General features: G+C 56.6%; 13 protein-coding genes. 3 read left to right on the top strand and 10 right to left on the bottom strand.

Translation table 11 applies throughout. The features are described 5' to 3' along the window. Window positions 1-58: 58 nt before the first annotated feature. The 5 genes from ubiA to malK form a co-directional block, all read right to left on the bottom strand. Complete coding sequence (gene ubiA / locus ACOTXI_RS18765; protein ID WP_023293539.1) at window positions 59-928, bottom strand: 4-hydroxybenzoate octaprenyltransferase; 870 nt, start codon at window positions 926-928, stop codon at window positions 59-61. A gap of 12 nt (window positions 929-940) precedes the next feature. After that, window positions 941-1,438 carry a chorismate lyase gene (ubiC, locus tag ACOTXI_RS18760; protein ID WP_021242729.1) on the bottom strand — a complete coding sequence of 166 codons (498 nt, stop codon included), beginning with the start codon at window positions 1,436-1,438 and terminating at the stop codon, window positions 941-943. Window positions 1,439-1,618: 180 nt separating this feature from the next. Next, complete coding sequence (gene malM, locus ACOTXI_RS18755; RefSeq protein WP_008500082.1) at window positions 1,619-2,572, bottom strand: maltose operon protein MalM; 954 nt, start codon at window positions 2,570-2,572, stop codon at window positions 1,619-1,621. Between the two features lie 112 nt (window positions 2,573-2,684). Next, window positions 2,685-4,010: a maltoporin gene (locus ACOTXI_RS18750; protein ID WP_008500081.1), complete on the bottom strand. Its 1,326-nt coding sequence runs from the start codon at window positions 4,008-4,010 to the stop codon at window positions 2,685-2,687. A 71-nt stretch (window positions 4,011-4,081) separates the two neighbouring features. After that, a complete protein-coding gene (gene malK, locus ACOTXI_RS18745; protein ID WP_058653798.1) occupies window positions 4,082-5,191 on the bottom strand; it encodes a maltose/maltodextrin ABC transporter ATP-binding protein MalK in 1,110 nt (369 codons plus the stop codon). Between the two features lie 370 nt (window positions 5,192-5,561). Between malK and malE the strand changes: the two genes are divergently transcribed. The 3 genes from malE to malG all read left to right on the top strand — a co-directional run bounded on the left by malE (window position 5,562) and on the right by malG (window position 9,323). Next, complete coding sequence (gene malE / locus ACOTXI_RS18740) at window positions 5,562-6,752, top strand: maltose/maltodextrin ABC transporter substrate-binding protein MalE (protein WP_058653797.1); 1,191 nt, start codon at window positions 5,562-5,564, stop codon at window positions 6,750-6,752. Window positions 6,753-6,873: 121 nt separating this feature from the next. Further along, window positions 6,874-8,418 carry a maltose ABC transporter permease MalF gene (gene malF, locus ACOTXI_RS18735; RefSeq protein WP_021242728.1) on the top strand — a complete coding sequence of 515 codons (1,545 nt, stop codon included), beginning with the start codon at window positions 6,874-6,876 and terminating at the stop codon, window positions 8,416-8,418. A gap of 14 nt (window positions 8,419-8,432) precedes the next feature. Further along, window positions 8,433-9,323 (top strand): maltose ABC transporter permease MalG, encoded by an 891-nt coding sequence (gene malG, locus ACOTXI_RS18730; protein ID WP_008500077.1) that lies wholly within the window; start codon window positions 8,433-8,435, stop codon window positions 9,321-9,323. Window positions 9,324-9,420: 97 nt separating this feature from the next. On the opposite strand, the gene psiE is transcribed toward malG, so the two are convergent. The 5 genes from psiE to yjbE all read right to left on the bottom strand — a co-directional run bounded on the left by psiE (window position 9,421) and on the right by yjbE (window position 13,768). Continuing rightward, window positions 9,421-9,831, bottom strand: a complete 411-nt coding sequence (gene psiE, locus ACOTXI_RS18725; RefSeq protein WP_021242727.1) for a phosphate-starvation-inducible protein PsiE — start codon at window positions 9,829-9,831, stop codon at window positions 9,421-9,423. A 162-nt stretch (window positions 9,832-9,993) separates the two neighbouring features. Beyond that, the gene (locus ACOTXI_RS18720; protein ID WP_008503426.1) at window positions 9,994-12,090 is read right to left on the bottom strand and encodes a YjbH domain-containing protein; all 2,097 of its coding nucleotides are present in this window, start codon (window positions 12,088-12,090) and stop codon (window positions 9,994-9,996) included. Beyond that, on the bottom strand, window positions 12,090-12,827 hold the full coding sequence (locus ACOTXI_RS18715) for a capsule biosynthesis GfcC D2 domain-containing protein (protein WP_072205820.1): 738 nt from the start codon (window positions 12,825-12,827) through the stop codon (window positions 12,090-12,092). The genes ACOTXI_RS18720 and ACOTXI_RS18715 overlap by 1 nt, the downstream gene beginning before the upstream one ends. Beyond that, a complete protein-coding gene (locus ACOTXI_RS18710; protein WP_008503424.1) occupies window positions 12,824-13,462 on the bottom strand; it encodes a YjbF family lipoprotein in 639 nt (212 codons plus the stop codon). Before ACOTXI_RS18710 ends, ACOTXI_RS18715 begins: the two co-directional genes overlap by 4 nt. Window positions 13,463-13,525: 63 nt before the next feature. Continuing rightward, on the bottom strand, window positions 13,526-13,768 hold the full coding sequence (gene yjbE, locus ACOTXI_RS18705) for an exopolysaccharide production protein YjbE (protein ID WP_008503423.1): 243 nt from the start codon (window positions 13,766-13,768) through the stop codon (window positions 13,526-13,528). Window positions 13,769-13,801 lie beyond the last annotated feature (33 nt).

The following is a 13,801-nucleotide window of genomic DNA, read 5'->3' as shown; positions in this document are numbered from 1 at the left end:
GCCTACATATCCTGCTAAAACGTAGGCCGGGTAAGGCGAAGCCGCCACCCGGCTTTTTTTATAAGAAGTAGCTCATCGCCAGCCCTAAAAACAGCACCAGACCGACGTAGTTATTGTTCATAAACGCCTTGAAGCAGGCGTCGCGTTCGCGCTTCGCAATCAGCTTTTGCTGGTACGCAAACAGCAGCCCCGCCACCAGCACCGACCAGTAAAACGCCCAGTTCAGCCCGTTCAGGCGGCCAATCGCCACCATCAGCGCCAGCACGGCGACCTGCAGAATCCCGATAATCAGCTTGTCCTGACGGCCAAAGAGGATGGCGGTGGATTTGATGCCAATTTTCAGGTCATCGTCGCGGTCAACCATCGCGTATTGCGTGTCGTAAGCCACGGCCCAAAGTATGTTCGCCAGGAACATCAGCCAGCAGCTGAGCGGTAAGGACTCACTAACTGCCGCAAACGCCATTGGAATCGACCAGCCAAACGCTGCGCCCAGCACCACCTGAGGCAGGTGGGTATAGCGCTTCATAAACGGATAAACCCAGGCCAGTGCCAGCGCCGCAACGGAAAGCAGTATGGTCATGGTGTTCAGGGTTAACACCAGCAGGAAAGAGAGCAGCACCAGAACAGCAAACAGCACACGGGCTTCTTTCCCGGTCACCTGTCCGCTGGGTAACGGACGACCGGCAGTCCGCTTTACATGGCCGTCGAATTTACGATCGGCATAATCATTGACCACGCAGCCCGCTGCGCGCATCAGCCAGACGCCAGCAACAAACACGCCCAGGATCCACAGCGGCGGCACGCCCGGCGTCGCGACCCACAGCGCCCATAAGGTCGGCCACAGCAGCAGTAACGCGCCAATCGGTTTATCGGTACGCATTAAGCGGTGATACGCCAACAGCTTATTCTGCGTCAGGCTCCACTCCATTTTTTCTTCCTCTTAGTACAACGGTGATGCCGGTAAAAAAAGTTCCGTCAGAATTAACGGTTTACCGCTCAGGCGAAGGCGGGAACGACGCCCCCAAAGTTCAGCATCACGACCAATCTCAATAAAATCCCGGGTAAGCTCAGACGAGGTGAAAAGGTAACGCCCCAGCGGCGTTTTCCCCAGACGTTGCAGCGCCAGCTCGGGCCCGGACAAAGTGGACTCGGGCACCACCGTCCGTCCGGCAAGCCACGGCTCGCCGTCAGCGCAGAGTAAAATTTCACGCAGCCAGTAACGTGGCTCGTGCGGCAGCAGCGGCAGCTCGTTGGCGATCTCATCGCCAGAGACAAACCCTTCCTGAATCAGGGTCACCGTGACCGTTTTTCCCTGCTGCTCAAAACGTTTTGTCATGGAATCTTCCAGCAACAGCCAGTCCAGCTGCTGCGGATCAAGCGCAGGTATTTGGTCGAAATAGCGCAGCGCACGCAGTTGCGTTAGCGCAGGGTGTGACATGCCAGACTCTCCGATACATAACGTACTGGCATTGTATCGCAGAAACGCGGATTGAGGGGGGCCAAACGTTATTTAAGGATCACGATCGCAACAAGAGTGCAACAGCCCGGCCGAGACGAAAAAAAGTGCGCCCACTCAGGCGCACCAAACGACTAACAAATCAGCATTGTGGGGAAACGGTTACCCCTTGCCTTTTACACTGCTGATAAAGGTGGAACGGGCAGTGGTTGAACCTAAACGTTCGGCTTCATCAAGCAGCTTCAGCGCTTTATCGACATCGCCGCGCTTCACCGCCTGCTTGATGGCATTGTTGAAGTATTCTTCGGTGTCGTTCAGTACCGGCTCCGCTTTCTTCGCCGGGGCCGGCGCTGCGGTCGCTACCGGTGCGGCTGCCGTGGCAGCGGGTGCGGTATAGGCAGGCGCAGCGGTGTTGCCCACGGTGACAGGGCCGGTACCGGAGGAGCCAAACAGCGGGCCGACCAGGACGCTGGACGCACTGCTGGTCGACACTTTCAGCTTCACAAGGCCGTCAGTGGTGTGGCGGGCGATCGGATCCGGGATATCCGGTGCGGCGTTACCTACGCCTTTGGCATAGGCCTTCGCAGGATCAAGCAGCGTGGTGGTTTGCTGCAAATCTTTTTCCGTGGTGAAGACGAGTACATAAATTTTCTGCTGACCCAGCGCAGGCGTCAGGCGCATTACCCCTTCCAGGCGATCGGCGCTCATGACACCCGGTTCCTGATAGGTAAAATATTCGCTCGGGAAGAACGCAGAAGGCGTCATGTTCTGGTCAAGAATCAGCACGTTCGGCGCAAAGACGCTGGTCTGTTTATTGACTTCACTGGAGAGCGTTAACGTCAGTTCGCCAATGTTAGCGGGCACGCTGTACGCGACCACTGGACCACTAATACCCGGAACATTAAGCGGTTGCCCACCCGTCGAGAGCTGGGTCGTTTGGGCTTTAGATTGATCGACAGGCGTCCAGACCAGCTGTTGCAACGCAGCTGCCGGAATGGCCGGCGCGGATGTTGTGTTTTGCGGAACGAAATTCACATTAGCGAGCGTTACAGCAGGCGCGCTCGCCAGCAACCCTGCGGATAAACAAAGGGCAAGGAGAGTTTTGTTCATTTTCATTGTTATCACCTCAAAATGCACAGGTCAGCGGTAGCCAGGCAATAGCGCGCCGTCCCAAGGATTGAGGGGCTTGCGCCCCTCAGTTTGGTCATTACGTCAGATTAAGACGGGATTACCACCAGATTTCCATCTGGGCGCCGAAGGACCACTCATCGTTGTCACCACGGCTGTAGGTTGTGGCTTTGGTATCGCTTTTTGCAATGCCGTTGTCATAACCCCATTTCTCATCCCACTTCGCGTAAGTTGCGAAGACACGGATCGCTGGACGGGACCAGATGCTGTTACCGGCCTGCCATTGCTGTGCAAGGGTAATTTTGTACTGGTTGTTGGTATCGTCAGTTTTCTGCGACTTAACGTTGTCGTAGCCAACTTCAAGCAAGGTGCTCATGATTGGCGTCCATTTATACATTGGGCGCACACCCACGGTGTACCAGGTCGTACCGTTGTTGTCGTCACGATCGATATCCTGATACATACCGACGTACATCAGATCCCAGCTGTCACCCAGAGAGATCGCACCGTGGTCGAGAATACGAACCAGGGAACCGTTGTTGTTAATCTTGTTATTTACAACACCAATTTCAGCGTCTTTGTCATAGTTGTTGCCGGTGAAGGAACCCTGCGGAATACCTTTGCCCTGAGTGGTCATTGCATCGGTAGCGTACTGGACAACAAACTTGTTGTAGCCTTTCAGCATGCTCTGGGTATGTTCAGCGGTGAACATCCAGCCATCTTTAGATGCGCCGTCAGCGAAGCTGTAACCGTCAGTTTTGTTAGCTCGGCCATAGTCAACACCCAACTCCAGCGTGCCGCCCGGGTTGATTTCCATCTGCGCTAAACGCACATCGAAGACGTCGTTAGCGGTGTCTTTGAAGTCATGATAGATATCGTTGCTGGTGAAGATGTATGAGCCGCCCGCTTCCTGAGAACGGGTCGCTGCCAGAGACAGTTTACCGAAGCCCAGATCGACGTTTTCGATACCGGCACCAGGACCTGAAATATCCCAGTAGTAGAAGTCGATCATGTGAACGTCATGACGCTGATAGAAGCGCTTACCGGCCCAGATGGTGGAACCTGGCAGCCACTCAATCAGGTTTTTACCCTGCACGTTGGCTTCACGGAACGCCGGGTCGGTAGCTTCCCAGTCGTTCTGTTGCGCCACGGAGTACGCTACGTTGGTGTCGAAGTAGAAGCTCTTGTCGCCTTCTTTCCACACTTCCTGGCCCAGCTTCAGTTCCGCATAGGTTTCACATTCGTTACCCAGACGGTATTTACTTTGGGCACCGGTTGCCTGGAAGCACTGCTGTTCGCCGCCACTACCCGTCCAGCCGATACCGGAACGAGCATAACCATGGAAATCCACGGCCAGTGCCTGAGCAGACATTACGCCCGCTGCGACGGCAACTGCCAGAGGAAGTTTGCGCAGAGTAATCATCATTCTATCTCCTGAGATCATTGCTTTTCTTTGAACACTTCACCTGTCGGTTTCGTGTCTTCTTTTGGGATTGCTTAAACGCCTGGCTCTTTGTGCAACCGACGACATGCGGTGCCATCCTCACGGAACAGATGGCAGCGCTCTGGCGGCAAGCCGATAGCGAATGTGGCACCCTCTTCTACCAACACCACGTCATTCTGGCGGTAGACCAGGTTCTGACGGATGGCGGGGATCTGGATATGAATCTGTGTTTCGTGACCAAGCTGTTCGACGACCTGAACCTCACCTTCCAGCGTCACATCGGCAATGTGGCTCGGCAGTAAATGCTCAGGACGAATACCGAGGGACATGTTTGCCCCCACCTGTACGTTGGCGCTGTCGACCGGCAGCCAGACCTGCTGGCGGTTTGGCAGCTCCACCTGTACCTGTTCAATGGCTGTCGCGGTCACTTTGACGGGCAGGAAGTTCATCTTTGGCGAGCCAATGAAGCCCGCAACAAAGCGGTCTGCCGGGTAGTGATACAGCTCCAGCGGTTTGCCCACCTGCGCCACGCGACCGGCATCCAGCACCACGATTTTGTCGGCGAGGGTCATCGCTTCGACCTGATCGTGGGTGACGTAAATCATCGTGCGGCCAAGACGCTTGTGCAGACGGGAGATTTCGATACGCATCTGGACGCGCAGGGCGGCATCCAGGTTGGAAAGCGGTTCGTCGAGCAGGAAGACGCGCGGCTCGGCGACCAGGGTACGGCCAATCGCCACACGCTGACGCTGACCGCCGGAAAGCGCTTTCGGTTTACGCTCCAGCAGGTGCGCCAGCTGTAATACTTCCGCCACCTGCGTCACGCGCTGGTTAATCACCTCTTTCTTCGCGCCGGCCAGCTTCAAACCAAAGGACATGTTCTCGGCGACGGAAAGATGGGGATAGAGTGCATAAGACTGGAACACCATGCCTACGCCACGTTCGGCAGGCGGGATGTCATTCATTCGGGTATCACCGATCAGCAGGTCGCCGCTGGTGATGGATTCAAGACCGGCAATCATACGCAGCAGGGTTGATTTACCGCAGCCTGATGGGCCGACAAATACCACGAATTCACCTTCGTGGATGTCCAGATTGATGTCTTTCGACACCACAACGTCACCCCAGGCTTTCGTTACATTACGCAGCTGTACGCTCGCCATGCCCTTCTCCCTTCGTTACAACCTGTCACCGACAGAAACATTCAAGATAAGGTGACTATGGGGGATCCATTACTTTCACGAATCCTCCACCCCCCGGCTTTTTTATGGGGGAGGAGGCGGGAGGATGAGAGAGCAGGCTCTGCGACCGGCGTGGGCGGGCTGAGGCAAAATTCGTGAAGCCGCCAGCAAAATTCAGTGCGTTTTTATGTGCGCCAGCACTCATAACTTAAATTTATGTAACGGAGATCACACAAACGGGGGGTGGGGCGTAGGGGTTGGGAGGATGGAAAGAGGATGTCAAATAAGGAGACTGAGTCACGTTGAACCACTGAAGTCATACCACGAGACATCACCAAAAAGGATGGCAGATATGAATATCAAGACTGGCGCACGCGTTTTCGCATTGTCCGCCCTTGCAGCAATGATGATTTCCGCACCGGCGCTCGCCAAAATTGAAGAAGGCAAGCTGGTTATCTGGATTAACGGCGACAAGGGCTATAACGGCCTGGCCGAAGTGGGCAAAAAATTCGAGAAAGACACCGGCATCAAAGTGACCGTAGAGCACCCGGACAAACTGGAAGAGAAATTCCCGCAGGTTGCGGCAACCGGCGACGGCCCGGACATCATCTTCTGGGCGCATGACCGTTTTGGCGGTTACGCACAGTCTGGCCTGCTGGCTGAAGTCACCCCGGACAAAGCTTTCCAGGACAAACTGTTCCCGTTCACCTGGGACGCCGTTCGCTATAACGGCAAGCTGATCGCTTACCCTGTCGCGGTTGAAGCCCTGTCTCTGATTTACAACAAAGACCTGGTCCCTAACCCACCGAAAACCTGGGAAGAGATCCCGAAACTGGATAAAGAGCTGAAGGCGAAAGGTAAATCCGCCCTGATGTTCAACCTGCAAGAGCCGTACTTCACTTGGCCGCTGATTGCTGCCGACGGCGGTTACGCGTTCAAGTTTGAAAACGGCAAATACGACGTGAAAGACGTGGGCGTCGACAGCGCGGGCGCGAAAGCGGGCCTGACCTTCCTGGTCGACCTGATCAAGAACAAACACATGAACGCGGATACCGATTACTCCATCGCGGAAGCGGCGTTCAACAAAGGCGAAACCGCGATGACCATCAACGGTCCGTGGGCCTGGACCAACATCGACAAGAGCAAAGTCAATTACGGCGTGACGCTGCTGCCAACCTTCAAAGGCAAGCCGTCTAAACCGTTCGTTGGCGTGCTGAGCGCAGGCATCAACGCCGCCAGCCCGAACAAAGAGCTGGCGAAAGAGTTCCTGGAAAACTACCTGCTGACCGATCAGGGTCTGGATGAAGTGAACAAGGACAAACCGCTGGGTGCCGTTGCGCTGAAATCCTTCCAGGATCAGCTGGCGAAAGACCCACGTATCGCGTCCACCATGGATAACGCCCAGAAAGGCGAAATCATGCCGAACATCCCACAGATGGCCGCATTCTGGTACGCCACCCGTACCGCGGTTATCAACGCTGCAAGCGGTCGTCAGACTGTCGATGCCGCACTGAAAGATGCTCAGGGTCGTATTACTAAGTAAGTCTGAAAAACGGCGGGTAGCGCGTGCGCTTACCCGCCCTACGACTACGGCACGATCCGTAGGTCAGGTAAGCGCAGCGCCACCTGACGATAAGATTCCACCGTTGTAGAGGAAGAACCCCATGGATGTCATTAAAAAGAAACGCTGGTGGCAAAGCGACGCGCTGAAATGGTCAGCGATCGGTCTGCTGTGTCTGCTGGTGGGTTACCTTGTTGTTTTAATGTACGTACAAGGGGAATATCTGTTCGCCATCATGACGCTGATTTTAAGCTCTGCTGGCCTGTATATTTTCGCCAACCGTAAAGCCTATGCCTGGCGCTATGTCTACCCGGGCGTGGCCGGGATGGGGCTGTTTGTCCTGTTCCCGTTGATTTGTACCGTCGCCATTGCGTTTACCAACTACAGCAGCACCAACCAGCTTGCGCAGGAACGCGCGCAGCAGGTCCTGCTGGACCGCTCATACCAGGCAGGCAAGACCTTTAACTTCGGCCTGTATCCCGCAGGCAACGAATGGAAGTTAGCGCTTACTGACGAAGCAAGCGGGAAATACTATGTCTCTGACGCCTTCAAATTTGGCGGCGAGCAGAAGCTGGCCTTAAAAGAGGCCCAGGCCCTGCCGGAAGGTGAACGTGCCAACCTGCGCGTCATCACCCAAAACCGTCAGGCGCTGACCCAGCTCACCGCCGTGCTGCCAGACGACAGCAAAGTGATCATGAGCTCGCTGCGCCAGTTCTCCGGCACCCAACCGCTCTATACCCTGGCGGATGACGGCACGCTGACCAACAATCAGAGCGGCGTGAAGTACCGTCCGAATAACGACATTGGTTTCTATCAGTCCATTACTGCCGACGGCAAATGGGGTGATGACAAACTCAGCCCGGGCTATACCGTCACCATCGGCTGGGACAACTTTACCCGCGTATTTACCGACGAAGGCATTCAGAAACCGTTCTTCGCCATCTTCGTCTGGACGGTGGTCTTCTCCGTACTGACCGTGATCCTCACCGTGGCCGTGGGTATGGTGCTGGCCTGTCTGGTCCAGTGGGAATCCCTGAAGGGCAAAGCGATTTACCGCGTGCTGCTGATTCTGCCGTATGCCGTACCGTCGTTTATCTCGATTCTGATTTTCAAAGGGCTGTTTAACCAGAGCTTCGGTGAAATCAACATGATGCTGAGCGCGCTGTTCGGCATCAAACCGGCCTGGTTCAGCGACCCGACCACCGCCCGCTCGATGATCATCATCGTGAACACCTGGCTGGGCTATCCGTACATGATGATCCTGTGCATGGGGCTGCTGAAGGCCATCCCGGATGACCTGTACGAAGCTTCGGCGATGGACGGCGCGGGTCCGTTCCAGAACTTCTTTAAGATTACGCTGCCGCTGCTCATCAAGCCGCTCACCCCGCTGATGATTGCCAGCTTCGCCTTTAACTTTAACAACTTCGTGCTGATTCAGCTGTTGACCAACGGCGGCCCGGACCGTCTTGGCACCACCACGCCGGCAGGCTATACCGACCTGCTCGTGAGCTACACCTACCGTATTGCCTTCGAAGGCGGCGGCGGTCAGGACTTCGGTCTGGCGGCAGCGATTGCCACCCTGATCTTCCTGCTGGTGGGCGCCCTGGCGATTGTGAACCTGAAAGCCACACGTATGAAATTTGACTAAGGAGGGCACTGAACATGGCTATGGTACAACCCAAATCTCAGAAACTGCGCCTCCTCGCGACGCACCTGGGCCTGCTGATTTTTATCGCGGCGATCATGTTCCCGCTGCTGATGGTTATCGCCATCTCCCTGCGTTCGGGTAACTTCGCCACCGGGAGCCTGATCCCGGACGAAATCTCCTGGGAGCACTGGAAGCTCGCGCTGGGCTTCAGCGTGGAACACGCGGATGGCCGCGTCACGCCGCCGCCGTTCCCGGTGCTGCTGTGGCTGTGGAACTCGGTGAAAATCGCAGGTATTACCGCCATTGGTATCGTGGCGCTGTCCACGACCTGCGCTTACGCCTTTGCCCGTATGCGTTTCCCGGGCAAAGCGACGCTGCTGAAAGGGATGCTGATTTTCCAGATGTTCCCGGCGGTGCTGTCGCTGGTGGCGCTGTATGCCCTGTTTGACCGCCTGGGCCAGTACATTCCGTTTATCGGTCTGAACACCCACGGCGGCGTGATCTTCGCCTACCTTGGCGGTATCGCACTGCATGTGTGGACCATTAAAGGGTATTTCGAAACCATCGACGGCTCGCTGGAAGAAGCGGCTGCGCTGGATGGCGCGACCCCATGGCAGGCGTTCCGCCTGGTGCTGCTGCCGCTGTCGGTGCCGATTCTGGCGGTAGTGTTTATCCTGTCGTTTATCGCTGCGATCACCGAAGTACCGGTTGCCTCACTGTTACTGCGTGATGTGAACAGCTACACCCTGGCCGTAGGGATGCAGCAATACCTCAACCCCCAAAACTACCTGTGGGGCGACTTTGCCGCGGCGGCCGTACTCTCTGCCATCCCGATTACCGTGGTGTTCCTGCTGGCGCAGCGCTGGCTGGTGAACGGCCTGACGGCGGGCGGTGTGAAAGGTTAAGTTTCATTTTGTTATGCCACTGCAACCCTCAACTTTAGACGTATTGTATTGACCCAACTTGTGACTGTTGTTAGGCGGCCTCCGGGCCGCCATTTTTTTATTCGCGTTTCAGCCGCTTCGAGTTACACAGCCAGAGGGTGATCACCAGCAGCAGGATCGCCGCCGAGTAGATCAGCACATCGAGCGGGGATTTATGATCGACGATGATCAGCCGCACAATCGCGGTGATCCCAATGTAGACAAAATAACGCAGCGGGAAGTGAAAGCCGGACTGAAAATACTTCACAATCAGGGCGATAAATTCAAAGTAGAGAAAGTAGACCACCAGGCCTTCCACCAGCGCATATTTGCTGGTTTGTTCAGGGGCGAACAGCACATCCGCCAGATGCACCGTCTCCTTACCCAAAAAGACGACCAGGATCAGGCCAAGGCTCAGCAGACCGAGGTTCAGCACGGTCTGGAGGACAGTTGAGATAAACTCAACGCGCGGGCGAGTCAGGGATGTCATACAGCACCTCATTCTCCAGGGCGAGGTTTCTGTATAACGCAAAAATGTGACGGGGATCTATATTTTTTGTTTATGTTTGGCGCATTCGCCCGGTGGCGCTGCGCTTACCCGGCCTACAAAAACCGTAGGCCGGGCAAACGCAGTGCCGCCCGGCGTGAAGCATCAGCGGAAGTTAATGTTCTTATCGCTGGTCATGTCGTACAGCTGGAACTTACGTCCAAGCTGCTGACCGCCGTCACGCGTCAGCGGCGTCCAGCCGATGGCCGCGCGGCTACGGGTTGGACCGGATGAGAACAGATCCAGCGGAATCGACACGTAAACTCCTTTGGTGAAGTCCCCTTCCCCATATTCGTCCGGCGAGACGTTGGTAATGGTGGCGTAGCCGCCCACCACGACGCCGCTGTCGAAGTGTTTGGAGATATCCAGCGTGCCGCCTTTATCGCCCGCCAGGTACTGGCCGACGCTGGCTTTCACCAGCACGTCAGGCGCGAACGACGGCGTCCAGTAGGCGGTCAGGTGACCGGTTTTAACGCTGTAGTCGGTGAACTTCATCATGTCCTGGGCGCTGCGCCAGTCACGCTGTTTGACGTAGTTGGCATCAATCCCGAACGCCCAGTTGCTGTCGACAGGACGATAAAGCACTTCTGCCCCCGCGCCGCCGTACATGGTTTCCAGATACCCGCCGTACACCTGGCCGTAGAAGCCGTTGCCGAAGTACTGGAAGTAGTTGGCCTGCAGGTTGTTCACGTAGGCATCGTTCTGTACGTACTCACGCACGCGGGTACGCACGCGCGGCAGCGTCGAGTCTTTTGGCGGGTTAGTGTAGTTGAACTTGTCGTAGTTGTTGGCGATGTTGCCAAACAGGCTGCCGGTGGTCAGCAGGTGGTCGGTCAGCCACAGATCCGCCGTCGCCATGACGCCCAGCTGATACATGTAGAAGTTTTCCGGCCCGCCAACGGACTGGTTCAGCACCGGATCGATATGGAAATCGAAGCGCGACTTGTCGATATACCAGCCCTGCTCGGTGGTCTCCGGCACGATCGGCTCAACGCGCTTTTGCACCAGCTCGGTTTCATGTCCGAGCGGTTCGCCTTCCAGATGGCGCTTCAGGCTGGCAACGTCCGTTTCCGTCGTCACCTGCGGCAGGTTGAGACGGTTCTCCGTCACGCGGATCGTACGGATCCCGTCCGGGAGATCGTTCATGACGATCCGGTTGGCGCGCTCGATCCCTTCCCGCGAGTCGCGGTATTTTACCTGCTCGCCGGTGACGTACAGCGTATCGCCTTTCACCTGAATTTTTGGATCCGCCAGGCCGGCATTGTATTTCAGCAGCGTCAGCTGGTTTGCCACCACGGAGTGCTGCAGAATCGCATCCTGCGGCTCCGGCTGGTATGCAGGCCGCGCGTTGTCGTTGTAGTGCGGCCGCATGTCGTTGAAGTTGGTGCGCAGCGTAAAGCCAAACATCACCGTATTGCCGCGCTCGTAGCTGAGGTTAACGTCGGCCCAATCGGTGACGCGATAAATGGCGCCGACGTTAAACTTGCTCTTCTGCTCAATCTTCCCGGCGAAGTCCTGCGAGTAGTCATTCCCCTCGTACTCCAGCTTCAGGCGCAATGGCTGCCAGGGCGTCTGATACTCCACGCCGCCAAACAGCGAGGCCGGGCCGTGGAACATCTGGTCGCCGTTGATGGAGCCCGCTTTCTGATAGCTGTTATCGCGGTAGCAGTATTTATCGCTGTAGGAGCAAAACGGGTTTTTCACGTTGCCGCTGGTGCCGAGATAGCCCCATCCCAGACCGAGCGAGAAGTCGAACGGCCCCCAGGCCTTGCTGGCCACGATGTATTCCGCGTCAAACAGGCCGGTACCGCCGATATCTTTGGCACCCACGGAGACCTGCGGCATCCAGTAGCTCTCTTCCCACAGGCGCAGCTTGACGTCGAAGGCTTTATCTTTGTAGGTCTGATCGCCTGAGAACGCCTCGACGCTGCTGTATTGTTTCGTACGGACGTCGGTATAGCGCAGCGTGGTTTCAAGCCACGGGAACAGCTGCACCGACGCCGAGTAGTAGCGATACTGGTCGTTATCACGGTAGTTAAGGCTAATTTCCCCTTCACGCGCCATACGCGCGGTGGGCGTTTGCAGTAAACCGACGCCGCCGAAGTCTGACTGAGACGGGCCAATGGGTGCCGGATACGTTTCTGCATGGCAGGCGGCACTCACGCAGAGCGCCAGCATGCTATAGAGATAGGTTCTTTTCATTATTCCGGTATCCGCTGAATCAGGGAGTGAAGGATATCGGCGTTAAGCCCGTCATACGCCTTCGTCCAGAAATGGTCGGCAAAACCGACAAAAATAATGCTGCCCGGCATGGGTTCGATATGACGCTTATTCCAGTAAGCGACAGGGGCTTTTTGCGTGTGGCCGTCAGGGTAAACCACCCAGGCATAGCTGTTATCCGCGCCGCTCAGCAGACTCTGCTCGTCGAGATAGCTCGCCACGTCACGACCGGGGGTAAAGGGCTTCTTACCCGGGCTGCCGATCAGCCCCATCACGGTCACCGTCGTCGGCTTCGCCGGAAGCCAGAGCGTATAGTCCCCTTCCAGGGTCGGGTTGCCGTTTTCCGTGACGCGCACCTCATCCGGGTCAAGATTGACGTTCTGTCGGCCCGTCACCTTCAGCGCCTGCAGCTGCTGACGGACGCTGTTAATGGCCGCCGCGTCGTCGCCGTCTTCCTGTTCCGCGAGTCCCGTTAGTCTGGCAAGAAGCGCCTTGTGCTGCTGTTCCGCTTCCACGGTCTTCTGCCGTTCAGCGATGACCGCGCCTGGCCACCAGCTGTTGGCAAGCCTTGGCTGTCCGACGAGATCGAGCAGACGTTCGGCGTGGGTTAAGGTTTTAGGTTTTTCACTGTCCGGCGTGTAGACCTTTACCGTTCCCGCGGACCATGCCAGCGGCGCGGCAAAACTGGCGATAAGCGCAGCGTGGATGAGCGTTTTCATGATTTCGCCGCCTTGATCAGGGTGGTTTTGACCGGGAAGAATCCGGCACCGAGATACTGTAAGGACTGGCGGATCTGCCCTTCCTCGTCGATCCAGAAGCGGTTATGCCAGGTGGCCTGGTCGGTGGTGACCTCTTCATCCAGCACGCGAACCTGCGTTTCGTCGCTGCCGACTTTCACGCTGTCGGTGCCGTCCCAGCGGAAGGTCGAGCGTGCCGTGGCGTAACGCACCTGCTTGTGTTCGGTCCAGCCCATCGTGCGCGTCCAGCCCGCACCGTCGGCGATCTGGTTCGGCTTGATCAGCGGATCGTCAGCGAGATTATTCACCTCCAGCAGGTTATCGCCGCCCAAGAGGGTTTTCACGATACGACCATGCTGCGTCACGATGGTGGCCTGATCCTGCGTCACCCATTTCTGCTGCCCGTTTTCATCGAAAGCGAGCACCACAAACAGTTGCGGGCCATCGTTAAGCTGCATGTACTGACTGGCATAAGGCATGTTCTGAAGCTCGTCATCGGTCAGATGCACGCCCGGTGTGCCGAACAGGCTTTCCCACAGTGAGTTTCCCAGCCCTTTAGTGGTGGCCGAGCATGCCTGCAGCAGCAGGCAAATCAGAATGATTGCTGGTCGCTTCACGACTCTTCTCCGAAGGGGCGAAATAACCACACCGAAGTGTGGTTATGATTAAAACACCCGCTATTACTGGGTGCTGGTTGTCGTGGTGGTCGTGGTTCCGGTGTTGGAGCCATCACCGCCACCGGTTGCCGCCAGCGCGACACCCACGGCTGAACTTACGGTGCTGGCGCTGGCTGCGGTAGAACTCCCCGCAGACGCAGACGTCGCAGCCGAACCTGCCGCTTCCCCGACCTGAACCGGAGCTGCATAGACAGATGTCGCCGCAAGCGCAGATATGGCAAAAATGCCATACAGTACTTTCTTCATAACAATTTCCCTTCAATGAATGAATGGAGATTT

It is taken from the genome of Enterobacter cloacae complex sp. BZL2005 (assembly GCF_049238885.1).
Taxonomy (GTDB): Bacteria; Pseudomonadota; Gammaproteobacteria; order Enterobacterales; family Enterobacteriaceae; genus Enterobacter; species Enterobacter roggenkampii.
Note: the sequence above shows the minus strand (reverse complement) of the source record. Positions and strands in the feature narration are given on the sequence as shown.

Coding starts and splice junctions, on each gene's coding strand:
- ACOTXI_RS18750 (WP_008500081.1), bottom strand. CDS start 4,010: ATGATGATTACTCTGCGCAAACTTCCTCTGGCAGTTGCCGTCGCAGCG.
- malE (WP_058653797.1), top strand. CDS start 5,562: ATGAATATCAAGACTGGCGCACGCGTTTTCGCATTGTCCGCCCTTGCA.
- malF (WP_021242728.1), top strand. CDS start 6,874: ATGGATGTCATTAAAAAGAAACGCTGGTGGCAAAGCGACGCGCTGAAA.
- ubiC (WP_021242729.1), bottom strand. CDS start 1,438: ATGTCACACCCTGCGCTAACGCAACTGCGTGCGCTGCGCTATTTCGAC.
- ACOTXI_RS18715 (WP_072205820.1), bottom strand. CDS start 12,827: ATGAAAACGCTCATCCACGCTGCGCTTATCGCCAGTTTTGCCGCGCCG.
- ACOTXI_RS18720 (WP_008503426.1), bottom strand. CDS start 12,090: ATGAAAAGAACCTATCTCTATAGCATGCTGGCGCTCTGCGTGAGTGCC.
- psiE (WP_021242727.1), bottom strand. CDS start 9,831: ATGACATCCCTGACTCGCCCGCGCGTTGAGTTTATCTCAACTGTCCTC.
- malG (WP_008500077.1), top strand. CDS start 8,433: ATGGCTATGGTACAACCCAAATCTCAGAAACTGCGCCTCCTCGCGACG.
- ubiA (WP_023293539.1), bottom strand. CDS start 928: ATGGAGTGGAGCCTGACGCAGAATAAGCTGTTGGCGTATCACCGCTTA.
- yjbE (WP_008503423.1), bottom strand. CDS start 13,768: ATGAAGAAAGTACTGTATGGCATTTTTGCCATATCTGCGCTTGCGGCG.
- malK (WP_058653798.1), bottom strand. CDS start 5,191: ATGGCGAGCGTACAGCTGCGTAATGTAACGAAAGCCTGGGGTGACGTT.
- malM (WP_008500082.1), bottom strand. CDS start 2,572: ATGAAAATGAACAAAACTCTCCTTGCCCTTTGTTTATCCGCAGGGTTG.